This is a genomic window from Calothrix sp. 336/3, from assembly GCF_000734895.2.
Classification (GTDB): domain Bacteria; phylum Cyanobacteriota; class Cyanobacteriia; order Cyanobacteriales; family Nostocaceae; genus 336-3.
In genome coordinates, this window is record NZ_CP011382.1 from 1,362,620 (window position 1) to 1,387,227 (window position 24,608).

The window sequence follows — 24,608 nt, forward strand, 5'->3', positions numbered from 1 at the left end:
TTGTCTAGGTTATATCCTCGTCAGCAACCCATGCTGAGTTCATAAAGCATCAGTTCGACTTATAGATTCAATCAATTCCTCAACTTCTTCTGAGTTCAGACATTGTTTTACCTGGGTATGGAACCACTCGACCTCTTGCGCTTCTGTGTCCTGAACCCGATAGACTAATAATGTTCCTGCTACACGGGCAAGGGTAAGAGTTGATGGAGAAACATGACTCAGTAAATCATATGCGTTCTGATATATTTGCCTAATTGATGCTTTATCCAAAGGAGATCCTAACTGAATGGAAAGCTCTTTAAGGTTCTCCTGAATAGACGAATGGAAGTCTGAATCTTCGAGATGGAGAGGGTTGCTCATGATTTTTATTCTGTTATCGTTTTAGCGAATCGTAGGTTTATCACATTTGTTCTTCTGACTGCTATCGCACCCTAACATCTTTCCAGGTTTGTGGTTGATTGACTTTTTTTGCTTGATGACTTTGTCCTAGTCTCACATAAACGATTGTGAGATTGATGGTATTTTATTTTTGCACAAGCTTCCTCTATTCCCGTTACCATACAAGCTATGACACTAAATTTATATTTATTACGACACGGAGAAACTACTTTTAGTCAGAGTGGTAATTTCTGCGGTAAAACTGATGCAGAGTTAACCTCTGAAGGGGTACAGATGGCAGAGAGTTTTGCCGATGTGTATCAAAAATTGCAGTGGGAAGCGGTTTATGTTAGCCCGATGAAGCGCACAATTGCAACTGCTAAACCATTTTGTGATGCGATTGGGATGGATATGCAGTTGCGTGACGGACTCAGAGAAGGTAGTTATGGTGAATGGGAAGCCAAGAGTAAATCCTTTGCCCAAGAGAATTACGCCGAAAACTATGTAAAATGGTTAACAGAACCCGCTTGGAATGCTCCTCAAGGTGGGGAAACTGCGGTAGACATTGCTAACCGTTCCATGCCTGTAATTGCAGAAATACAAGAAAAACATCCCCAGGGTAATGTTTTAGTGGTTTCCCATAAAGCTACAATTCGGATTCTACTTTGCAGCTTATTAGGTATTGATTTAGGACGCTATCGCTATCGAGTCAATATTTTGGTCGCGTCTGTAAGTATGGTGAAATTTGACGTGAATGGTCCTTTGTTAGAAATACTGGGCGATCGCCATCATATACCTGATCATATTCGCTCTCGCCCAGGAACATAATAGTCTTTTACAAAACCATATTTGCGTAAGGCTGGGTGACGGTCATGGGAATTCGATATATTTACGATCCAATGACTTGCTGTGTTGCCTCCACATTGACTATTGTCACCTTTGCCCTTGCTGAACCAGTATTATCTCCCATAAAAATTAATCTGGGAGTAGCATAGGGGTTGGGATATCCAGGAGGAGGAGTAAAATCATATTGTCTCAGTTTGCCTGTTAAAATCGGCTTGTCATTGACAAACAACTGGTAATTTTTATCCTTCACGTATAATTTATAGGTCTTCACCTGACTTTTTGTATCTACAGAAACCCTCTCTCCACGGGTAAAACCTACATTTTGTGCCCAAATACTGTCTTCCCAAAAGCCTAATTCTATACCAAAGGGTCTAGTTTCCCCAGTTAGCAGATTACTCATCAAAATCACATTAAAACCAGCGCGATCGCCAGAACTATGAGCTTCAGAATTAACCTGCAATCGAAATGTCACAGTATAACCAATGCTGCGATTCAAACTGACATTGGTAGGTTGCAGAAAATAACCAGCGTAATTACTACTGTCGCCACTGTCTAAAATAGTACCTTTTGTGGTAGCGGTGGGTACTACGAGAATGGAAGTTGCCTTATACATCCATCCTTGAGCAGATGGAGTTTGGCTAGGAGTGGATAAGCCATTGTACAATGTCAGAGCAACAGCCGGATTGACTGTAGCTAAGAGGGTAAACACAGTGGCGATCGCCTGCCAACCTGCCGTCAAAGATATTTTCATATTGGTAAAAAAATAACGAAAAGATTTTCACATTTGTCAATAATGCAATCCCTGAAAGGCTAAAATACAGCTAGATGCTAGCTATGTTTGCAAGGTAACACGAAATATTATGTAAAAATCACTAGATAATATATTTTTATAGTCATTTTTTAGACAAATTATCATAATGAAAATTAGAAGTATTACTACAGGAACATCTCTACAAACATTCAAGGAAACAGATAAGATTCAAAGAGCAGAATTATTTAATCAACAAGCCAAGCAAATCTTTCAAAATCATCAATACGAAGTACAGACAACCAGAATTAGTACCAATCCGTGGGAAGAGTATCTGCAAAATATTTCACCTTCAGAAATTATTCATCAGATGCAACTCTTAGATAAGTTCTGTCAAAATCAGAATATTTCCTTTTTTAGTATTGGCTATGCAAATCATCCAGAAAATATTACTCTTATCCCAGAAATTATTAAAAATACAACTAATATCTTTACTTCCAGCAAGATTGGTGATATAGAAACGGGAATTAATTTTAATAATATCGAGGCGTCAGCTAAAACCATTCAGGAAATCTCTAAGATTACACCTAATGGCTTCGGTAATTTTCGTTTTTGTGCTTGGGCAAATTGTCAAGCAGGTATCCCCTTTTTCCCTGCATCTTATCATCAAGGAGAGACATCATTTAGTCTAGCTCTGGAATATACTGATTTAGTAATGGCAGTTTTCTCCCAGTCTGGAAATCTGCTGGAAGCAGAAATAAATTTACAAAAAGTCTTAAATACTGAATTTGAGAAAATAGCTGAAATCGCTGAAAAAATAGCTCAACAATTCTCAATTTATTACCTAGGTATTGATACATCCCTTGCGCCACCACTCAATCAAAAAACTAGTATTGCCTACGCCTATGAAAGTTTATTAAAAAATAAGTTTGGTGATGCTGGAACTCTCGCAGTGTCAGGAATGTTAACACGAATTCTCAAAACTGCTCAAATTCAAATTTGTGGCTACTCCGGTTTAATGTTACCTGTCTGTGAAGATATTGGATTAACAAAAAGAGCCGATGAAAAAATTTACAATATAAGTAATTTACTATCCTACTCTGCGGTATGTGGTTGTGGACTAGATACAGTACCCTTGCCAGGAAATATTACTCAAGAATCTCTATCTTATCTATTACTTGATATTGCCACATTAGCAATTAAATTGAACAAACCTCTCTCCGCTAGATTATTTCCCATGCCCGGAAAAATTGCTGGAGAGATGACAGATTTTCGCTCTCCCTATTTAGTTGATTGTCAAATATTTGCGGTGCAGTAAATATTTCTACAAAATGCGCGTATCGATAGTAGAAAACATTTATATCATCTTTTAGAGTATTAATATATAACTATATTATGCTAATTATTGTCGGATGATACGCCTTTATCTGGTTGGTAATCAGGATGTAAATTCATGAAATTACGTATTAATAGAAGACCTAGTTCCTCATCAGTATATTGAAGCGACCTTGCCAACTCATCAAATCTATTACGTTCTTCAACACTACTAAAACTAATAAATAATGTTTTCGGATAAGTGTCAGAAGATGCAACTCTCCATATTTGAGTTAATTTGTAAGTATTGCTATCAGTTTTTATTAGTTGAGCAATAAATTCTGCTTTCAAATAATGAAAACTACGATGCTCTTGTTGAGGATCGATAAAACCATGATATTTATCTAACAATCGGCGAGCAACTTCTTCACTAGATATAATTTCAGCGTTGTTGACTCTATTTTCTAAAACTTTTTCCCAAGCACGCTCGAATACTTCAATCAACTCAAGATTTGACATTTTCTGACGGGTTTCATATTCAACATCAAATAGCTTATTCGCTCCAATTTTTGCTATGCGAGCTTTATCAGAATCATCAATAGTAATCATGATTTGGATATGTAATAAATATCATAACTTACATAAGAGATAATACAATAATATTGGCTTGTAGTGTTATCTCAATATTTATCAACACTATCGCTTCTATGATTCCTGTTAAGGATACAAGCGATTAACGCAGCGTATTCATACAAAACAAATTTTTCATGAGTTCCACTCAAACCACAATTTACGACTAAGCTATTAACGAAGTTTGTACGAATTTTCGATGGCTATTTCCACTTGCTGCTCAACCTCAATCCACAAGAAAGTCCCACTACAACATCCTAAGAAAAAACTTCAACAGGAAAAATCATCAAGTGAAGGAACCGCGATCGCCTGTCTATGCAAGTCTTTTAGCATAGAAAAATCCTTTATACCATTAATTTGTTCGACAATTGTGCTTGGTATTTCCCCAAATCGCACCTCCAGAACCTCGATTATGCTTTCTCTGGCGGTTTCTAACCTTCCTTCCTCTCTTCCTTCCTCTCTTCCTTCCTCTCTTCCTTCCTGTTTCGCCAAACGTTCGATACTGGTTACATAACGCATTCTACCTGCCTCCTCTTCGTTTCTTAATTCTGTTTTAAAGTTGTTGGCTAGTTCTTCTGGTAATGTCATTATCCAGTCGATAAATCGAAATAAACCAATAATTTCTTCGCGGTTATACCCTTTTTCAAATAGCATTCTCACCAGTCTCAATTTCAACTGTAGCCTACTTTCGGGGTTTTGATTGGTGCCTTTAGTGTGTAAATGTGCCATGACAACGATGCCAAAGGGGTTGCTTGTTTGTTCTAATGTTTGCCATTGGTTTTCGTAGTCTAATAGTTTGGCAATCGGAAATTCTAAACTCAGGGTACAGCCTCCCAGTGAATATTCGTACTTATTTGGTCGCCAATTTGGCTGTTCATCTGCGAGTACCGCGAGGCTGATGACTTGTTTTTTGTGGCGATCGAATAGGCGATAATTATAGATGTATATGCGAGTGGGAAAGTTTTTTTGGTATTGGCTTTGTACTTCGATGTGGACGAGTACCCAAGCTTCTTCTCCGGTTAATAAGTAAACTTTGGCGACTTTATCGACTAAGCGTTTGCCAATTTCCGCATCAGGTTCAAGTTGTTGGAGTTCGGTATCAAGAAATTCATAGGGTTTCGTCCAGTCGATAATTATGTGGGTGGTGGGGAAAAAGAATTCTAAAAAATGAGGGAAGAAATTTTCGATAACTTCTTTCCAAGGGTTGTCATATTCGGTTCTCGTGTCGGTCATTTGATTGGGGATTCGGAAATATTTTTATTACCATATCATTGGGCGATCGCAGCTAGAATTTGGGAATTATTTCGATGACAACATTCCGGCGATCGCTGTTGTTTTCCCTTTTTGGACTCCCCTTAATTTTAAAGCTTGTAGTTAGGGCTTTAGCCCTTGATTTAAGCAATAAATCGCTGACTACGAACCCTTCAGAACTGATGCGATGAACTACTAGCCATAATTTTACCCATCGCGGGTAATTCTCCTAAAGGACTTTCTAGGCAATACTAGGAAGAGTTTGCCATGTTAGCCAAGAAGACCATGGAAAGATTGGAGGAACAACTTAGTCACTTAGTCAAGGAAGCTTGCGGATTTCCCCCCGGAAGTCCCCAACGTCAGAAACGCTTAACTCAAGTGATTCGTTTAACCACAAATAAACTCTGGCGAGAGACTACCGCATATTACCAGGATGCTTTACAACAAACTTGGCTGTATTTCTGTCAAAATGTTTGTGGTGCTTATGACCCGACTCGTGGATCGGTAGTGACGTGGTTGAATACCTATCTCCGTTGGCGATTGCGGGATTTTCAAATCAAATCACCTGTGATGTCTGGGAATATCTCCAGTGGTGATGGGGAGGAAATAGATATTATTAGCAATCAACCAGCTCCACCAGATATACCACCAATTTTAGAGGAGATTAGAACCTGGGCAGAACAGGATTCTGATGGGGAATTGCGTAGTACCTATGTTCAAGGTCGTCCGGATGTGAATTGTCAGATGTTAATTTTACGACGTTTGCCACCGGAAGCTGCCTGGAAGGATTTGGCAGAAGAATTTGGCTTGAAAGTACCAACTTTGAGCAGTTTTTACCAACGAAAATGTATGCCATTTCTACGTAAATTTGCAGACAAGGAAGGATATTTATAGTATCTGTTAAGAATAGTAATCTGTGGAGCAGGTCAGATGCCTGTACCACAATCAAAATCTTGAAATCACAGAATAAAAATCACGAAAGATGTTTGTGGGTAGATTCTCGTAAGGTAAACTGATAATCTATATAAATGCTTTTTGCGTTGGAATTTTTAAAAGGACTGCTAAAACCTCCGTGACCTTGAGCCTGCCTGTTGCCACTTCTTCATGCCAACCTTGGCGAGGACTGATAGAAACCTATCGTCCTTACTTACCCGTGACGGAAAATACACCCGTTGTCACCCTGATGGAAGGGAATACACCTTTGATTCCCGTACCCGCGATCGCCCAACGTATCGGTAGGGGTGTGCGTGTGTTTGTCAAATATGACGGTCTCAACCCTACTGGTAGCTTTAAAGACCGGGGTATGACCATGGCGATTTCTAAGGCGAAGGAAGCCGGAGCAGAGGCTGTGATTTGTGCCAGTACGGGTAATACTTCTGCTGCTGCTGCTGCCTATGCCAGACGGGGAGGAATGCGCGCCTTTGTGTTAATTCCTGATGGTTATGTTGCCCTGGGTAAGTTGGCACAAGCCCTACTGTATGGGGCAGAGGTTTTAGCAATCAAAGGGAATTTTGACCGAGCCCTAGAAATTGTCCGAGAAATGGCAGAGAGTTATCCCGTTACCTTGGTGAACTCTGTAAACCCCTATCGTTTGGAAGGGCAAAAAACTGGAGCATTTGAGGTTGTGGATGTTCTGGGTAATGCTCCTGACTGGTTATGTATTCCCGTCGGTAATGCTGGAAATATCAGCGCATATTGGATGGGTTTTTGTCAATACCAGCAAATTGGGAAGTGCGATCGCCTACCCCGGATGATGGGTTTTCAAGCCGCAGGTGCTGCACCCTTGGTGAATGGACAGCCTGTACATCATCCAGAAACCATCGCTACAGCTATTAGAATTGGCAATCCTGCCAGTTGGGATAAGGCAATGGGGGTAAAAACAGCCAGTGGTGGTAATTTCCACGCTGTCACCGATGCCGAAATTCTCGATGCTTACCGTCTTTTAGCCAGTGAAGAAGGTATTTTCTGTGAACCAGCTAGCGCTGCATCTGTTGCGGGAATGCTGAAGGTGAAAGAGGAAATCCCCACGGAAGCAACAGTAGTCTGTGTCTTGACTGGTAATGGTTTAAAAGACCCCGACACTGCAATTAAACACAGCAATAGCCAATTTAAACAGGGAATTGAGGCGGATATACAAGCAGTTGCTGGGGCAATGGGATTTTAGCAGTGAGAACCTCAAATCCCCAATTACCTTGAGGATTGACAATGACACAAATCCTTTTACCCACTTCTTCTAATACCCATCTATTGGGTAATTTTCTAGGTAAATACTTGGCTCCTGGTAGTGTGCTTTTACTCCAGGGAGATTTAGGTGCAGGCAAAACTACCTTAGTGCAAGGTTTAGCCGCAGGTCTAGGTATTACTGATTCCGTAGTTAGTCCCACTTTTACCCTGATTAATGAGTATACAGAAGGGCGGATTCCTTTGTATCATTTAGACCTATATCGCCTAGAACCTCCAGAAGTTGCCGCTCTCAATCTAGAAAGTTATTGGGAGGGTGTGGAAGTGGATTTGGGGATTGTGGCAATTGAGTGGTCAGAAAGATTGCCCTACCTACCAGATAGTTATTTGCAAATCGATTTATGTCATCAGAATGGGGAAAATGGAGCGCACACATCCAGTCAAAGGTTAGCCGAGATTACACCCCATAATTTTCTTATCTGTGAACATATATGCGAGTTTCTTAAATCTTTATCTATTTAGAATTAGGATGCTTAGAGTTGATTTATAAAGTAAACCTTAAGACCTAAATAATATATTGATTTAATTCTCTCTGCAAAAGTAATATTTATGTCATAATTTTGTTTAATTGCTATCTAATACAATTCATACAAATTTGTGATGATGAGTGATTTTATCTGCCGCTTCCGCGCTCACAAGTCAAGTCTTTGTTAAACATTGGCTATCTCAACTCAATAAAATACTGTGTGTTTTTTCAGAAAAAATACGTTTTGTCAATTGGTTAATGCAAGCTTTAATAGGCTTTTCAGCTTTTTTTTGAGATTGTTAACTTGCATTTTATGCCAGTGTGAAGGAGTGTAAATTTCTATCAATTAACACTAAGTTAATCGGCAAAACATGAATATATTAAATTTGTCATAATTAAAATGATGCAAGGTGATTAATAATTTGCAATCGGAAAATTTACGGAATTGATTCCGTTGCTTCCCACTGTATTACTTCTCTACGATTGTTTAATGTGTGAATCCGGAGAGTTAAACACCGAAATTTTGCCGAGAATATACTCTGCACAGATAGTTTTACTATGTAATTGATTAAGTTCTGATGAAGGTTGGTTTTAAAAATCCGTAAGAACCATTAATTGAGAATTTCGTGTTTATTTGATTGCAAGTCTGAGTCTGTGAGGATGTTTGAAAATTCTTCTATGTCATAGATGCTTCTGCGGTTTCCTACAGGGTTTACAAATATGCTTTGATTATTCATGAATATCTCGTGAACCTACCGTTTTGTGAGAAATGCGGGAGTTTGAATGTTGCCTCCTATTCCCACTCTTGAAACTCATTTTGGGTATTACGTAAAAGAGAGTTGATTTGAGAGCGACGATTTTCAAAGTTAGCAGCGATGGAAATCAGAATGATACCGAGGATTAAACCGATAATCCATTTGAAGAAGGGGTAACGGAGACTGAAAATCACCATTTGATGGATACTGGTAATGAGGAAGGTTGCTGTTCCTAGGAAGAGGTAGGCGCGGATTCGTAGAGCTAAACCAGCAAAAATGAAAATTAAACTCAGAATACCGGGGATTAAGGGGGTATCGAGGTGAAAAATCAAGGAGCAGCCACAAATTAAACCACTACCTAGCGATCGCAGATAATGACGGTGAATTTTCTTTTCTGGTTGTTGCAGGGTGGGGTCTATTTGGGCGATATATAGGATGGATAAACCGATTAAGCTGACATACCACAGGTTATCTGTGAGGTTTAAATTGTTAAACCAACGCCACAATGCCCAATCAAGTAGGGTAATGCTGACATAGGAAAGACGGATATTGGTATTTGTGTAGGCAAGAAACAGGTAGAATCCGGCAGTGAGCAGGAGAGCGATGGAGTTTACTTGCTGCCATGTCAGAATCAGGGTGAGTACGGGCAAAATATAGGCAATATGTTGCCAAGGTTTTTTTAGCCAACCCCAATTTTCCCAAGGAAGAATATAGAGTAAGTAGGCAGGAATACAAGATAGAGCCGCATTCCAAGGTTGTAATTGCCTGTAGATAAAATTACCGAGGGCAGTTTCCTGGGCATAAATACTGATAATGATGGTTTCGATAAAACCTAGGTATACCCAGAGAGCGGTGGCAGGAATGGTGGAAAAGGCAATTTCTGTATGGTTTGTATAATTATTGGCTCGCCCTTGGAAAATGGCGTAACGAGCCAGGAGTAAACCTGTGGCAATAGCTAGATAACGATTGATGGCGATGGGTGCAGCGATCGCGGCAATGAGTAGGCAGCTACTCCATACCCAGTGAAAGTAGGCGATCGCCCGGATTTCGAGAATCGTTAAGCGCAGATATTGACTTAGCCAAGGGGCAAAAATCTGATAAATGTAGAGAATTCCTACACCTAGAGCAGCCATGGCAATTAACCCATCTCCCCAAGCACCACCCTGGGATTGAGCCATTTGGTAGAACAAAAGTTCATAAAGAGATAGGGAAATACCGATGATACCTAGGTATAATAGGGGCTTGAGTTCTTGTCTGCGTCTGCCCACTCCCACAAGAATGCAGGCGACACCGAGGGAGCAAAAACCAGTCCAACTCTGGAAAGTATCGAGGCGGAGTATCACACTCAAGCTGGCGTAGAGAATTGGTAGGATGTGGAAACTACTCGGAACCCTGTCTAAATTATGTTTTCTTTGCCACCACTCTCCGAGAATTTGGGTAATTAATCCTAGGGCAATGTTGGCGATCGCCACTCGCATCAGGGTACGTTCCCCAAAACCTAGCATCTGAGCGGAGATTAATTCTAAACTCCAACCAATCGCGTAGAATCCGTAGTTATTGGTTTCTCCCCAACTGCGATAGATAATTCCTCCCAGGATAATGAAGGTGGTGGTGAGGTATAAAATATCTGGGGCAGCAAGCTTTTGGTACAGTAGAACGGAGTGGAATGTGAGGGCAAGTAATTCCCCGAGGGTGAGAGCGATCGCCCATTGATCACAGGCAAAGGCATAGATATTGCTCAATTCTCCTTCCCTGCGTCGTAACTGTTTGTGGGTAAACCACAGTATGAGGGTGGCGATCGCCCCGAATACACACCAAGTTGCGATGGTTAATCCAGGTATTTGCCAAAGAATTGACGCCACACTCGCCAGGAGAAAAGCAACAGTAATTACCGCAGATATTGTGTAAGTTAAATACCTCGTATTGACAAACATCACCACCGTTGCCACCAGCAGACTAATTAATCTACCAGGAAATAAGGGTAAGGTTAATAACTGTATTGCGCCCAAACTGATAATACTGAAAGCTGTTGCCAGGTTGCGCTGGGGGATAGTAGCTCGACTTGCAACAGCAGTTAAGGTAATTGGTGTAGCTAACCAAATTAGGCTCCAAGCACCATAGTTAACTTTATTACCCAGCCAGAGATTTTCGGCATTAGTTGATAATACCAAGAAACTTAATCCTGCCAAGGATAAACCGATGTACCAAGCACTACGTCGCCATACCCCCTCACCTAAGGATGCCAACAGTTCTACAACCATGAAAAGGACGAAAATACTTGCCCAGAGATGATTTTCCAGGTTTGGGAAACGCCAATCGATGAGAGAAAATATGGTGAGGATGGCAGTTGTGTGTATTAAATATATCAGCCTGTTGCCAGAGCGCCGCCGATAGATAGTAAAGAGGGTGAGGGTAGAGAGGAGAAGATTCAGCGATCGCACACAGGGGTTAAGTAGAGAAATTGCAGTTAAACAAACTCCAAAAGCCAAATTGACTTGCTGACTAAATTTCCCTAATTGCCTTTTTTCATGGAGATAGAGCTTTTCTGTAAACAGGGCGATCGCTATCACATAGGGAAACAAAGCAATACTGAGTAATGCTATTGATGGAGATTGGGTGAGTCGAGTGGCAGTAGTGAGAATTGAGACTTGCCATGGTGGGGGTACCAATCGCCAAGCTAAAAACATCATCTGCAAACCGACGATGAAAAATCCCAGGAAATCTCGCCTTCGACTATGTAACTCTAAGCGTTGGTATAAGTAGTACAAACCTAAACCACTGACAGCGAATGCTTGCCATGGTTGGGATATGACAGAAACTAGCCACCCAATAAATAGCAGGGTTGCACCAAGTAATTCCCAGGGGAAAGCAAAGGAAAGGGGAGAAGGGGTTTCTGTGGTTTGTTGTTTTTGTTGTACTAACCAGGTGACTAACCAACCGCAAATACCAATAGCTAAACCGAGTTGGGTGATATCAAGACGAGCGACAAAAATGCCCCGTGTTAGGAGTAATAATAAACTGTAGATAATAACGGCAAGGGGAAGATTAATTCCAAATCGATTTCTGATATTTTCTTGGTTGCCGTAGAGGGTTTGGTAAATGGTGAGTAAACAAGTGCCAATCATCGCTATGTAGAGAGCGACTAGGGGAAAACCGGCAACTTTCCAACCCCAGTGGAGATAACTTAATCCCAGAATATTCACTAGACGTAATTTTTCCTGGGGAAGGGAGGTAGAAAATAGGCGATTTTGAAAGAGGATGACGGTGATTGCTGTGAGAATAATTAGGGCGATCGCCGCGATAATTCCATCCCCAAGATTAAACCACAAACCAAAACTATCTATTGCCCAAAAATTTACAGGCACTAGTAATAAACTTACCAGTAACAGAGCTTGAGCTGTTAAGCGTAGATTTTCCTGTCTGCCAGCCCAAAAACTCAACCCAAAAAAGCTTAAGGTATAGGCTAACAAAACTCCATACTGCCCAGAAGCAGGAAACCTCTCCCATTGACTCGCTGCTAATACTCCTGATGACACCACCACCAGAAACATTCCCAGAAACAGCAACCAACGTACACTTAACTCGGATATCAGGGATTGGAAAATTCCCGCCAATCGACTGGGTTGTTTTGGTTTTTTGGGAATGACAGGAGCCAGTATTTCTGCTGATTCTTCCGCTTCTTCTGATGCTTTTGCTACAGATTCGCCAACTGCTTGAGCCTCTAAATTCACCCGACAGGTTAAGTACTCACGGCAAATTTGTCGTACCTGAGCATTGGAAATCAAACCCATACGCAACCAAATATCCAGCCCTCGGAGTAACTCCGGGTGAGTAGATGGGAGTCTGATGTTGAGATTGAAAGAATCTTTCTGGGAAGATGACATAAATCAGGAATAATCAAAGAATAGTGAAGTATAGATGCTTCAATCTTCACCATTTAATAGTATCTTTTCAGTGAGTTGGACAAGAAGTTAACATGAGTCAATTTTCAGATGAATTCCTATGAGCGAGACAGTTTACATCGAAACCAGCATATTGGGTTATCTCACCGCCAGATCAACCAAAAATCTGATTGTAGCTGCAAATATAGAAGTAACAAAAGACTGGTGGAAATCTCGTAGAACTGCTTTTACTCTTTACACTTCGGAGGCAGTTATCACTGAAGTCGCACAGGGAGATGTAGAGATTGCTACTCAGCGTCTGGAGATACTGCGTAACTTTGTAACTTTCCACTGCTGGAGTTGAACCAGGATGTACAAGTCTTAGCTACAAACATTTTGACTCGGAGTAACCTTCCTCCAAAAGCTAATGTAGATGCTATTCATATTGCTGCTGCGACTGTCCATGGTATGAATTATCTGTTAACGTGGAATTGTAAGCATATTGCCAATGCTCAAATTCAGGGGAAATTGGCAGAGATTAGTCTTGATTTTGGCTACGAATTACCGATTCTTTGCACCCCCTATGAACTTATGGGAGATTAGCTTATGTGGAGAGATGAAATTGTCGAAGAAATCCACCGCATCAGGGAAGAATATGCTAAGTCTTTTAACTATGATTTGGACGCAATATTTGTAGACTTACGCAAAAAACAGGCTGATAGTGGTAGAGAAGTTGTGAGCTTTTCACGCAAGAGCGAGGGGTTAATCGCGCGTTGGAGTGGACGGAAAAAAGTTATTGCTGATGATACCAAGGATACTAGCCAAACCTCCACTTAGGCAGTAGACATCGGTATGAAAAAGACATCAAATTGGGCTTTCGGGCAAATATCATTAAATTTACTCGGTGTCTCATACATTGCTCGACTCAAACATTTCCTCAGACATTACCCCTTCCGCAACCTTGGTGACACTACCCGTCATCGTCACCATAAAATTATCCCGAATGGCGATCGCGATTTCTCCTCCTGGCATATGTACGGCGATCGCTCCATCACACAAACCTAAACGATAGGCAACAGCTGCTGCCGCACTACTGCTACTACCAGATGCTAAGGTATAACCTGCACCCCTTTCCCAAATCTCAATCTGAATATTTCCTCGATCCAGAACTTTCATAAACTGAACATTAGTACGCTGGGGAAAATTAGGATGCACTTCCACTAAAGAGCCATATTGCTTGGCGATTTCTGGGGTAATTTCCGGTAACTGAATCACACAATGGGGGTTACCAATTGTTGCTGCACAAAAGGTAAAAGTTTTATCGGCAACCACAATACTTTCTTCAATAACTTCCCTAGACTCTCCCCGCACAGGAATTTTGTCACTCAGGAAACTCACATAACCCATTTCTACTTGCACAATTTTCCCAGAATCAGTAACTTGTGCTTTCACTTTTCCACCCAGGGTGTGAATCTCAAATTCTTCCCCTTGAACTAGTTTTTTATCCCATAAATAACGAGAAAAAATTCTCAATCCATTCCCACTCTTTTCTGCCTCACTACCATCCGGGTTAAAAATCCGCAATCCAAACCTGGCATTCTCAGAAGGTAGGGAACCAAATAAAATTCCATCACTCCCAATTCCAAAATTACGATGGCAAATTCGCCGAATTATTTCTGGAGTTAATGCAAAGCCTAAGTCTTCAGGGGCAATAACTAAATAATCATTTCCTAGGGCATGATATTTGGAATATTTAACTTGATGAAACATAGAAAAGAGAAATAAACTTATTCAGTTAAATTTAAGATAAATCATACACCTTTGCAACCATCTGCGCCCGTGTAGAGACATGCAATTTAACAAAAATGCGTTTCAAAGCTTGCTTAACACCGTTATCGCTGATACCCAATTTCTGCGCCATCTCATGATTAGTTAATCCTTTAGCAATCAAGTCAACAATCTGTAATTCCCGCTTTGTTAAACAATCACGAACACCAGCGCTATTTTGAGGAGATTGCAAGCGCAACATGGCGAGATTAACTGAGAGATGACAACTCAAGGCACTGATATTTCTTAAATCTTCATCGGTAAAAGATGGCATTCCTTGGGTGCGTAAAAAGTGAATTTTGCCGATAATTTCCCCTTGACCTAGCAAAGGAGCAATTATACCATGCTCAAAACCGTAGCGCGACCACAAATGTTGATAAACTATGCTTTCTTTCCACGGGGTAGTTACATTTACTAAGAGGTTGTGTGTGGGAATATGCTGCTCAATCACACAGCGCATCATGGGATCTGCTTGCCAACCAATTTCACTATATCTATCAATAAAAGTTTCTGAGAATCCAGTAAAATCCAGTGCCGCAACTTGGTGATTTGTATCAAAAAAGGCAATACCCCAGGATTTTGCCCCGAACAATGAGCCAGTTTCTGCCATGAAATGTGAGCGTAACTGTGATTCGTTTTGGGCGATCGCCAGTAAATGAAACAGATTGGTAAAAGCTTTATATCTAGGATTCATCATGCTGTACCCAAATGGGTACTAGTAATTCTAAAACATTTTCCCTAGCATTGATGACAACAAACAGTAAATTCTTTTTCAGGTAAGTACCGAGTGGGTGAAATTATTTTCTATAGGTTACTTAAAATTCATCATGGATATTGCGATGAGTACACAGGAAGTCATTGATAAATTTGTAGAATTACTTTGGAATCAACGTCAATTCGATTTAGCAGATGAGTTATTTTTAGATAATTTTATCGCTCGTCCTTTTGCACATCAACCTATGTGGGATGGTACGGGTGCAGAGAGTATGAAACATCATATTCATGGATGGTTGGAAGGATTACCAGATTTGCAGATGCAGCCATTAAATGTGATGGTGCAGGGAAATCAAAGTTTTGTCCGATGGGAAATCACTGGTACTCACAAAGGTTTTCTGTACGGGCTACCACCCACTGGTAAAATAATTAAAGGTAAAGGAATCACATTTTTTGAAGTTGAGAATGGCAAAATTTTAGAACTTCAAACCCTATTTGATGCCCTGGGATTGATGCAGCAATTGCATGTTATCCCCGATGCTGTCACCTTTATTCAAAACCACATCAATCACTTACAGCAGCATGATAACATTGACAAGTTTTCTAATTAATTTATCTGATTTTTAATGTTGATTTTTCTCTCAGTTTGTAAAAATATTGATGATGCTTAATACCATTTTAATATAAAGTTGTACATAATGAGTTGCTGAGATTGCCTCGCTCCAATAGCCTTCGGCAAGCCACTTCGTGTCTACGTTGCGCTCGCAATGACACGCAAAAATTTTCTATGCAGCTTCATATAAAATTGGTATAAGGGCATATTATCTATTCCTATTCTTATTATTTTTACAAAAAGTAAAATCAATAAGCAAACATCATCAATATTTACATAAATAAAATAGAAAATATCTATATTTTTATGGATAAAAAAAGCTGTATATAACGTTGTTTAAATTGCCAAGATATTTAGTATATGATAAACCTATCAAGACGTTTCGCCAGAGCGTCTCTACGTTAAACCAAATAAATTCAAGGATATATTTCGCTATGCGTGTATTCACAAAACACACGCGGGTTTCTGTACTATTAATCTCTTCCTATCTTTCTATCTCTGCATTTACCACCGAGACAACCGTTTCTGCTGGGGTGATTCCTCCCCTACGGAGCCAGAAAAGTATGGTGGTTTCGGGGCATCCCTTGGCGAGTGAGGCAGGTTTGCAGATGTTGGGTAAGGGTGGGAATGCGGTGGATGGGGCAGTGGCAACAACTTTGGCGATCGCCGTGGTTGAACCCTTTGCTGCGGGGATTGGTGGGGGTGGTTTTTTACTCTTCCACAACGGTAAAACTGGGGAAATTCAAGCCCTAGATTTCCGAGAGAGGGCACCACAGAAAGCGACGAAAAATATGTATTTGGATGCCCAGGGTAAAGTAATTCCTCTTCTGAGTATCAATGGACACCTAGCTGTGGCAACGCCAGGTACTGTCGCTGGGTTACATGAAATACACCGTCGTTATGGTAAGTTACCTTGGCAAGAGGTTGTCAAGCCCGCGATCGCCCTGGCGGAAAATGGGTTTATTCTGAGTAAAAAAAATACTTGGCGTTCCATGTCTGGGTACACGAGGATGCGGAAGGAAGCAATTCTTAGTAATCCTGCTGCCACCGCAATTTTTCTGAGAAATGGGGATTTTTACCAACCTGGTGAAAAATTAGTACAGCGTGACTTAGGAAAAACTCTCCGAGAAATTGCTAGTAATCCTCGTAGCTTTTATACAGGTAGTATTGCTCAGGCGATCGCCAGTGATATGAAAAAACATGGCGGTTTAATTACCCTAGATGATTTGAAAAACTATCAACCCATTTGGCGCAAACCAGTATGTGGCAATTTCCGGCAAGCGCGGGTTTGCTCCATGCCACCACCCTCTTCCGGTGGGGTACATTTATTAGAAATGTTAAATATTTTGGCTGGTACAGACTGGAAAACCCTGGGATGGCATCACCCCGACGCTGTACATTTCCTGGCAGAAACGATGAAAATTGCCTACAGCGATCGCTCCCAACTCCTTGGCGATCCCGATTTTGTCACCGTACCTGTAGAAAAATTAATTAGCCCTGCCTATGGAAAAAAACGCCGGGGTGAAATTACCATGAATCGCGCCAAACCATCGACAGAAGTCAAACCCACCGATGAAAAAACCCTACCCAAAATTCCAGAATCTCCAGAAACTAGCCACTTAAATGTTGTTGACGCACAACGCAATGCTGTCAGTCTCACCTTTACCATTAATACAGGCTTCGGTGCGGGTGTGGTTGCCGCAGGTACAGGTATTTTATTGAACAACGAAATGGACGATTTTGCGGCTGCTCCTGGTATCCCCAACGCTTTCGGGTTAGTTGGTAGTCAAAAGAACGCGATCGCCCCCCGCAAAACTCCCCTTTCCAGCATGACTCCCACTATCATTACCGAAAAAGGTAAGCTGCGCATGGTTGTCGGTGCCCCTGGCGGTGGTACGATTATTACCCAAGTACTGCAAGTTATCTTAAATGTCTGGGAATACGGCATGGATGCAGGGCAAGCAGTCGCAGCACCACGCATACATCACCAGTGGCTACCCGACGAATTACGGGTAGAACCCTTGGGTATGGATACTATGACATTACAAGAATTGCGCCGCCGAGGACATAACATCAAGGAAACCACACCCTGGGGTAATATCAATGCAATTATCGTCACCCCAGAAGGAACCCTAGAAGGTGCAGCCGATCCCCGTGGAGAAGGGGAACCGAGGGGATTGTGAGTAGTAGTCTGTCAAATTTGAATTGGGGGACAAGGGGGACAAGGGGGAGATATCCCTCAAATTAACCTTGACAGTACAGTGTAGTAGTGAGTAGTGAGTATTGATTTTGAATACTTCGACGGGCGAAACAGTTAGCAGTTCGACAACAATCTTACTCCTTACTCTTTACTTGTTACTCCTTACCCCTTACTTCTTACTCCTTACTCCTTACCCATTACCCAATTCCCGATTTTGCACTAAACTCATGTCATCATTAAACTGATGCGCTAAAGATGTGGGTACTAATACCCAGCCTGCTTTCATTAATTTCTGATAGGTTGCCCAGCCGCGTGAACCACCTGGTATGCGATAGTCTGGTACTGCCAATTGAGGAAAAGCTGTATAAACTCGCCAAGGTTCTTGGGGAGAAGTCTGCAAGTGCAATACCTTACTGTCGTCATCACTGCCACTACCAGATAACCAGCACATTCTACGATGCATGGCACACTCCTTTATTTCTTTAATGCATGATAGCAATTATTTGTCAAGTGTCAAATCACCCCAAAGGGGTAATTTAAAAAAGTCGTAATGCGTAATGCCTCTGTCAGAGGAGCTACGCTAAGGTAGTTAAGAACGCTACCGATGGTTGGGGTTTCGAGGTTTGTATTGCCTGATTTGAGAGAATTGGTATAACTCTAACGTCTTACGAAGATGTAAACGACTAACTCTGCACTTTTATGCCATTGCGATTTGAGATCAAGTATCCTGTTGCCATTACTCTGTGATGATTGCAGTGTCTGAAATAATCTCAGATAGATACAGCTTGGGATAGTAGTGATGGCAATATTTGTGAGAAATGCAGGTTAGGGGCAAGTAAGAACAATTTTATAGTTAATACCAGGCTCGATTGAGATATTTTGTGGGATTTGCAGCTGAGGTATTGTCTGGAAGAACTCTATTGTATTGCCACAACAGACGCACTAGAAGTCTGCGTTTATCTAAGTTACAGAAAAAATCAGATGGCTGTATTTCCGTTGGGCAATACCTAGAGAAACTGCTGTGTTCGTCAAAGCATGAAAATGTATTCAAAAGGGTATTGATAGGTGAATTTAAGTCTAGATTTGTGCGCTCGTGGATGGATTGACTTGAGACAGATAAACACCGATAAGAAATATCTGTGTTCATCTATTTTTACTCAACATTAAGAAATGTGTATGTGTCGAAAACTACTTTTTGCTGAAGAAGTAGTTAAATTGATGGTGCATAAAGGCGATCGCGAACAATATGGCGAATTTCCTTAACTTGCTGGGAGTAGTCAGAATCATTCATTACAGCTTCTGCTCCCTGCAAATCAATCTCCTGGGTTAAATCTATCCAAGATTTACAACCAGCGTATTCACTACGATAGGAAATTTCTTGTATCTGGGGTAGTTTATATGTCCGCAACAGGAGAATATATAAAGGTTGGCGAGGTTTCCACTTCAGGCGATCGCTAATAAAATGCTCATTCCAAATGTGAAAAGGCAGCAAAGCATCGACAATCGCCTCTTCACTGACAGGCAAAATATCAGTAATCTGCGCCCAACTGCCAATTCTTACCGTTTCTGGTCGCCATCCTGGAGTGATAGGATAAACAGTGTTTGCATATTCCGGTTTCAGTAAGAAAGGTTGTTGATGTTCGTAGGTGGGATAGAGCAAAACCTGTTCATGGGCAACACAAAAACGTCCACCCACTTCGTGGATTCCACCCTTACGCAATAGCATCACTGTTTTACCTGTTTCCAAAGCGTTGATAGCAACAGCCCACTCTTTGAGGGCGTGACAAGTCTTAGTCAATTCCATAAGCATTTAATTTAACTCTGAATTTCATTGGACGCGAAAACCGATAGAGTGTGAAACTATCTAGGGGAATGAGTAATAGGTAATAGTCATGGAAAAGCGACAATTGGGAAGTTCTGATGTGAAAATGTCTCCCATTCTCATGGGAACTTGGCAAGCTGGTAAACGTTGGTGGGTAGGGATTGAGGATGCAGATTCAATTAAAGCTATCCGAGCAGCCGTGGAAGCTGGGATGACTACTATTGATACTGCCGAAGTGTATGGAGAAGGACATTCTGAAAGAATTGTGGCTGAAGCTGTAGCCGATATCCGGGAGCAAGTCGAATATGCCACCAAGGTTTTCGCTAACCATCTTAAGTATGACCAGGTGATAGACGCTTGCGAGAATTCCCTGAAAAATCTCCAAACTGATTACATTGATTTATATCAAATCCATTGGCCCTCCGGCTCTTTTAATACGGAAATAGTACCGATTGGGGAAACAATGGCGGCTTTAAATCATTTAAAGGAACAGGGAAAAATACGGGCGATTGGTGTATCTAATTTTTCTCGCTCCCAATTAGAAGAAGCTATGCAGTATGGACGTATTGATAGTCTACAACCGCCCTATTCTCTGTTTTGGCGGCAGGTAGAAAAGGATGCTATGCCCTATTGTGTGGAACATAATATTTCGATTCTGGCTTATTCTCCCATGGCACAGGGATTACTCACGGGTAAATTCACCTTGGGGCAGATATTTCCGGAGGGAGACAACCGTAATGGCAATAAATTATTTCAGGGAGAAAATTTTGTGCGTGCTGTGGCAGCTGTGGAAAAACTCCGCCCCCTCGCCCAGAAGTATAATTGTACCCTGGGACAATTAGCCCTAGCTTGGTTAATCGCCCAACCTCAAACCCAGGCGATCGCGGGAGCAAGGTATGCTGAACAAGCAATTAGTAATGCCCAAGCAACCAAGGTGACACTTTCTCTAGAGGATATCCAAGCCATAGATACCATTGGACGTACTGTGACTGACCATTTTGACGATAACCCGGTGATGTGGAATTGGTAATGGGTACGGAGATTGTCAATCCAGTCTTTTTTGCGGTTTATCTGACACAATACTGAAAATAGTAACAGTACAAGTATTTATAAGAAAGGTCAGGGTAAAGGGTAAGGCTAAAGGGTAAGGGATATAGTCCCATTTCCTTTGACCTTCCCTCTACTTTTAACAGTTGAGGGGTCAACACAAACGAATGGGAATATTCGAGAACCAATCAGATAATCAGTATAATTCCAATGGCGACCCTTCTGGGGCAGCAGAAAAAACTTTACGCGCTGTAACTGAAGAATTACGAGTCATTCAACAGACTTGGCTGAAGTCTTCCCAAGAGGATATTCAGCGTCTGCAAGGGGAGAAAATAAGATTAATAGAAGATATCAAACGTTTGCAACAGGAAAAAGAAAGCCATCTGCAAGGAAGGCAAATCAGTGAAATGCAAGGTTTGATTAGTCAGTTAGCTCAGGTACTTGCTAATCATATTTCTGGACAATTACAATCATCGATGGATTCCTTGGCAACCCAAGCAATGGCAAAAGCTGAGGAAAATATGTCTGTGATTCATCCCCAAGCAGCGAGTCAATTACTTGGCTCTTTAGATGATACCTTTACCATTACCCTCAATACATTACAACAAGAGTTAAGAAACCATCAAAGCGCCATCTCGCAGCAATTATTGCGGATGCAAAGCCAGCAGCTACAGGCAGAAACTATTCTATCGGAGTTGGTGGAACGTCTACGTCAAGAATTGGAAAATACCAACCCTAAATCATCCTCGTTTTCTACCTCACCAGTTGTCACCAATCCCCCTGGGGAAATGCCAACGACACCCAGGAATTTTTCCCCGACTTTTTTAGCTGATACGGAATTGCCCAGAATCGATTCCTCCCACACTCGTTTTCTCCCAGATGAGGAAGAGGAAGAAGAAGAGGAAGAGAAAATAAGTACTCCAGTCACGGAAAATCCTCCTCGGTTCACCAGTTTTTTCCCTCAAAAAGATAGTATTCCCCCTTCACCTCCTGCTCCCGTTACCGATACTCGTCCTTCTGTAATCCAGTCACCATCTAAGTTATGGCAATCTATTTCCCAACAGACGCGACTTGCTTCACCCTCGATGACGGGTATTGTATTGATTGTGCTGTCGGTGGTGCTGACATCCCTATATAACGTGGCGATGAAGGTGATTTTTCAGCCCGGTACACAAATCTTTGGTGTCTTTGATGCACCTCAATTACTCACGCCAACCTTGGGCAATGCACTGTTGATTTTATTACTGCGGATGGTGGTAGTAGTACCAATGATACTGCTGTTAGCGCCCATACTCCATCCCCACGTACGCCAGGATTTACAAAACCTGTTTACCTCAATTACAGCTAATTCTCAGAGTCATAGTCAAAATGCTCAACGGCTGTTGTTGGTATCCGTTGTCAGTGGTGCTTTTTTGTTCCTGTCACAATTATTTCTCTACTTAGCAATTGGACAGTTAGCCACGGGTATGGCGATCGCCCTTTCGTTTATTTATCCTCTGTTAGCTGGTTTATTGGCTTGGGTAATGTTGCGCGATCGCCCGACGAAGGGACAATGGGTGGCGATCGCTGTGCTGGTTTGTGGACAGTTACTAGTTTTGGGAGGTAATCCCCCGACAAACGTTGGTAATCCCTTTCTCGGTAGTATTGCGGCAATCATCTCTGGGATCATGTTTGCTTTTTACATTACCCTGAGTCGAGTTTCTGCCAATAAACAACATCCTGTCACCTTCACGGTGATTCATTTTTCAGTGATGCTTGTCCTCGCTGCCATGGGCTTAATTTTCCCCCTACCAGCATCCTGGAGTATACAAATTAGCCCCACAACCAATTTACTGGAACTGGTTTTACTCGCCTTTTTCCTAGATGTTTTAACAGTCTGCGGCTATGTATTTACTAATATCAGTAACCGGAAACTGGGAGCAATTCCCACCACGGCGATCGGTGCCATGGTTCCAGCCTTTACGGTCATTTGCGCTGGATTGATGATTCAAGAAACCCTGGGATTACTGCAAGTTTTAGGTGTAATTTTTGTCACCATTGGAGCGGTGGTGATGAGTTGGCAAAGTCGCGGAAATACTTGATATGGCATGATCCCTAATTTTAGTCAAAGGTAGGGGTATTTCAACAGCCAATTTAACCAACTTTGGGGGTTTAAATCCCCGTCACAAAACGTAATTACGTTAGCTTTAGCTCTCCCGCAGGGAGCATTACGAATTACGAATTACGAATTACGAATTACGAATTACGAATTACGAATTATTTTAATGGGAGTTTTACTTGCTCTTAATAGCCTACTGATAGGATACGCCATTGTATCCGTATATATACGGATGTTGGATATTCTATTTCAACGAGGAGAGAGAGCATGAATTTCTCAAGGCGTAGGTTTTTAACTTTAGCTGGTGCAAGTGCTGCTGGGGTGACAGTCCTTTCCCCCTTAGAAGCTTTCTATGCTAGGGTTGCCCAGGGTAAAGCTGTGGTTGGGACTGGTTTCGGTAAACTCAAACCCCTGCTACCTGTGAATAACGCAGAACTCAGCAATACAATTTACGGAGATTTAAGTCAAGAAGCTTTACTTGCCCTGCCTCCAGGATTTAAGTATCGTGCAATTTCCATCACTGGTCAAAAAATGAACGATGGTTCCCTAGTACCAGCAGGTCATGATGGGATGGCTGCCTTTCCAGGTCCCCGCAATACAACAATTTTGGTACGTAACCACGAATTAGGAACCTCTTCCCCCTACCCAGTCGTTGGTGCAAAAAAATACTCAACTGCTGCCCAAGGTGGTACAACTACCATTATTTTAGGGCGCGATCGCCAAGTGATGAAACACTTCAGTTCCTTAGCTGGAACCATTCGTAACTGTGCTGGAGGTCCGACTCCTTGGGGTAGCTGGATTAGCTGCGAAGAAACTTTTTCTACCACCAGTAGTATGACTAACTCTGGCACTATGGTAGTCAAAAAACATGGTTACAATTTTGAAGTCATTGCTGGGACGAATACTGGTTTAGTTGCTCCCATCCCCCTAGTAGATATGGGAAGATTTAGCCACGAAGCGGTAGCAGTAGACCCCGCAACTGGCTATATTTATGAAACAGAAGACCGAGGAGACAGTTGTTTCTATCGCTTTGTCCCCAATGTCAAACCCAATCAACCCGGTGACTTGGCTTTAGGGGGAACTCTGTATGCTTTAAAAATTAAAGAGCAGTTTGCTGCCAACACTACCAATAATCCCAACTACGGGGGACAAATTGGGGGAATTCCTGTTGGTAAACCCTTAGCAGTAGAATGGGTTGCCATTACTAATCCTGACCCCACAGAGGAAGATAAAACAAAAGGTGTGGGTGTGCGTTATGAAGCACAAAGCAAGGGAGCAGCAATTTTCTACCGGGGTGAGGGTGCTTGGTATCACAACGGATTAATTTATTTTATTGCGACTCAAGGTGGTTCTCCCGCCTTCGATTCTAAAACAGGTAATGGTCAAGTTTGGATTTATAACACTGTCAAGGAAGAGTTAACCTTATACATTGAAGCTGATCCCAATGGACAACTTTTGGATGAACCTGACAATATTACCGTTTCCCCCTTTGGTGATTTGTTCCTCTGTGAAGATGGGGGAGGAGAGCAGTATGTTGTTGGTGTCAACACCCAGGGAGAACTCTATCACTTTGCGAAGAATGTGATATTTGCCAATAGCAGCAACTCTCAGTTGAAAGAGCAGTTTGCTGATAATGAATTTGCCGGAGCTTGTTTTTCTCCCGATGGCAAAACCCTGTTTGTCAATATTCAAACTCCTGGTATCACCTTGGCTATTTGGGGTCCCTGGTGGAAAAGCAGTTTTGGCGTTTAAACTCTCGATATTTTATACCAAGTTG

General features: G+C 41.7%; 20 protein-coding genes and 1 pseudogene. 12 read left to right on the top strand and 9 right to left on the bottom strand.

Features of this window, described 5'->3' with window-relative positions; all coding sequences use genetic code 11:
- Positions 1 to 39 precede the first annotated feature (39 nt).
- Entirely contained in the window at positions 40 to 270 is a 231-nt protein-coding gene (locus tag IJ00_RS05340) for a hypothetical protein (protein ID WP_238178437.1), read from the bottom strand.
- Positions 271 to 567: 297 nt separating this feature from the next.
- On the opposite strand from IJ00_RS05340, the gene IJ00_RS05345 reads away from it, so the two are divergent.
- Entirely contained in the window at positions 568 to 1,206 is a 639-nt protein-coding gene (locus IJ00_RS05345; protein ID WP_035150754.1) for a histidine phosphatase family protein, read from the top strand.
- 61 nt (positions 1,207 to 1,267) lie between these two features.
- On the opposite strand, the gene IJ00_RS26955 is transcribed toward IJ00_RS05345, so the two are convergent.
- Complete coding sequence (locus IJ00_RS26955) at positions 1,268 to 1,975, bottom strand: hypothetical protein (protein ID WP_052754390.1); 708 nt, start codon at positions 1,973 to 1,975, stop codon at positions 1,268 to 1,270.
- 166 nt (positions 1,976 to 2,141) lie between these two features.
- Here IJ00_RS26955 and IJ00_RS05355 point away from each other — a divergent pair, with 166 nt between their 5' ends.
- Entirely contained in the window at positions 2,142 to 3,290 is a 1,149-nt protein-coding gene (locus IJ00_RS05355) for a DUF711 family protein (RefSeq protein ID WP_035150756.1), read from the top strand.
- Between the two features lie 80 nt (positions 3,291 to 3,370).
- Here IJ00_RS05355 and IJ00_RS05360 read toward each other — a convergent pair whose 3' ends face one another.
- Entirely contained in the window at positions 3,371 to 3,895 is a 525-nt protein-coding gene (locus tag IJ00_RS05360; RefSeq protein WP_035150758.1) for a hypothetical protein, read from the bottom strand.
- Positions 3,896 to 4,186: 291 nt separating this feature from the next.
- Positions 4,187 to 5,149: a transposase gene (locus IJ00_RS05365; protein WP_035150760.1), complete on the bottom strand. Its 963-nt coding sequence runs from the start codon at positions 5,147 to 5,149 to the stop codon at positions 4,187 to 4,189.
- A 303-nt stretch (positions 5,150 to 5,452) separates the two neighbouring features.
- On the opposite strand from IJ00_RS05365, the gene IJ00_RS05370 reads away from it, so the two are divergent.
- The 3 genes from IJ00_RS05370 (at position 5,453) to tsaE (ending at position 7,870) form a co-directional block, all read left to right on the top strand.
- Complete coding sequence (locus tag IJ00_RS05370; protein ID WP_035158471.1) at positions 5,453 to 6,061, top strand: hypothetical protein; 609 nt, start codon at positions 5,453 to 5,455, stop codon at positions 6,059 to 6,061.
- Positions 6,062 to 6,239: 178 nt separating this feature from the next.
- On the top strand, positions 6,240 to 7,331 hold the full coding sequence (gene thrC, locus IJ00_RS05375; RefSeq protein WP_035150761.1) for a threonine synthase: 1,092 nt from the start codon (positions 6,240 to 6,242) through the stop codon (positions 7,329 to 7,331).
- A 41-nt stretch (positions 7,332 to 7,372) separates the two neighbouring features.
- Positions 7,373 to 7,870 carry a tRNA (adenosine(37)-N6)-threonylcarbamoyltransferase complex ATPase subunit type 1 TsaE gene (gene tsaE / locus IJ00_RS05380; protein WP_035150762.1) on the top strand — a complete coding sequence of 166 codons (498 nt, stop codon included), beginning with the start codon at positions 7,373 to 7,375 and terminating at the stop codon, positions 7,868 to 7,870.
- 797 nt (positions 7,871 to 8,667) lie between these two features.
- On the opposite strand, the gene IJ00_RS05385 is transcribed toward tsaE, so the two are convergent.
- The gene (locus IJ00_RS05385; protein ID WP_035150763.1) at positions 8,668 to 12,513 is read right to left on the bottom strand and encodes a DUF2157 domain-containing protein; all 3,846 of its coding nucleotides are present in this window, start codon (positions 12,511 to 12,513) and stop codon (positions 8,668 to 8,670) included.
- Positions 12,514 to 12,631: 118 nt separating this feature from the next.
- Between IJ00_RS05385 and IJ00_RS30105 the strand changes: the two are divergent.
- Positions 12,632 to 13,113 (top strand): annotated as a pseudogene (locus tag IJ00_RS30105) (type II toxin-antitoxin system VapC family toxin).
- Between the two features lie 3 nt (positions 13,114 to 13,116).
- Positions 13,117 to 13,347 (top strand): hypothetical protein, encoded by a 231-nt coding sequence (locus IJ00_RS05395; protein ID WP_035150764.1) that lies wholly within the window; start codon positions 13,117 to 13,119, stop codon positions 13,345 to 13,347.
- A 72-nt stretch (positions 13,348 to 13,419) separates the two neighbouring features.
- Here the strand turns inward: IJ00_RS05395 and dapF are convergent, their stop codons facing one another.
- Positions 13,420 to 14,280 carry a diaminopimelate epimerase gene (gene dapF / locus IJ00_RS05400; protein WP_035150765.1) on the bottom strand — a complete coding sequence of 287 codons (861 nt, stop codon included), beginning with the start codon at positions 14,278 to 14,280 and terminating at the stop codon, positions 13,420 to 13,422.
- Between the two features lie 31 nt (positions 14,281 to 14,311).
- Complete coding sequence (locus IJ00_RS05405) at positions 14,312 to 15,034, bottom strand: response regulator transcription factor (protein ID WP_035150766.1); 723 nt, start codon at positions 15,032 to 15,034, stop codon at positions 14,312 to 14,314.
- Between the two features lie 130 nt (positions 15,035 to 15,164).
- Here IJ00_RS05405 and IJ00_RS05410 point away from each other — a divergent pair, with 130 nt between their 5' ends.
- Positions 15,165 to 15,662 (top strand): ester cyclase, encoded by a 498-nt coding sequence (locus tag IJ00_RS05410; protein WP_035150768.1) that lies wholly within the window; start codon positions 15,165 to 15,167, stop codon positions 15,660 to 15,662.
- A 436-nt stretch (positions 15,663 to 16,098) separates the two neighbouring features.
- Entirely contained in the window at positions 16,099 to 17,847 is a 1,749-nt protein-coding gene (ggt, locus tag IJ00_RS05415) for a gamma-glutamyltransferase (RefSeq protein WP_035150770.1), read from the top strand.
- A 207-nt stretch (positions 17,848 to 18,054) separates the two neighbouring features.
- On the opposite strand, the gene IJ00_RS05420 is transcribed toward ggt, so the two are convergent.
- Both IJ00_RS05420 and IJ00_RS05425 read right to left on the bottom strand, forming a co-directional pair.
- The gene (locus IJ00_RS05420; protein ID WP_035150772.1) at positions 18,055 to 18,327 is read right to left on the bottom strand and encodes a hypothetical protein; all 273 of its coding nucleotides are present in this window, start codon (positions 18,325 to 18,327) and stop codon (positions 18,055 to 18,057) included.
- 747 nt (positions 18,328 to 19,074) lie between these two features.
- Positions 19,075 to 19,674, bottom strand: coding sequence for a DUF1802 family protein (locus tag IJ00_RS05425; protein WP_035150774.1), 600 nt, complete (start codon positions 19,672 to 19,674; stop codon positions 19,075 to 19,077).
- 82 nt (positions 19,675 to 19,756) lie between these two features.
- On the opposite strand from IJ00_RS05425, the gene IJ00_RS05430 reads away from it, so the two are divergent.
- From IJ00_RS05430 to IJ00_RS05440, 3 genes are all read left to right on the top strand, one after another.
- Entirely contained in the window at positions 19,757 to 20,716 is a 960-nt protein-coding gene (locus tag IJ00_RS05430) for an aldo/keto reductase (protein WP_035150776.1), read from the top strand.
- Positions 20,717 to 20,900: 184 nt separating this feature from the next.
- Positions 20,901 to 22,814: an EamA family transporter gene (locus IJ00_RS05435; protein WP_035150778.1), complete on the top strand. Its 1,914-nt coding sequence runs from the start codon at positions 20,901 to 20,903 to the stop codon at positions 22,812 to 22,814.
- A 284-nt stretch (positions 22,815 to 23,098) separates the two neighbouring features.
- Positions 23,099 to 24,583, top strand: a complete 1,485-nt coding sequence (locus tag IJ00_RS05440) for an alkaline phosphatase PhoX (RefSeq protein WP_035150779.1) — start codon at positions 23,099 to 23,101, stop codon at positions 24,581 to 24,583.
- The last annotated feature ends 25 nt before the right edge of the window (positions 24,584 to 24,608 follow it).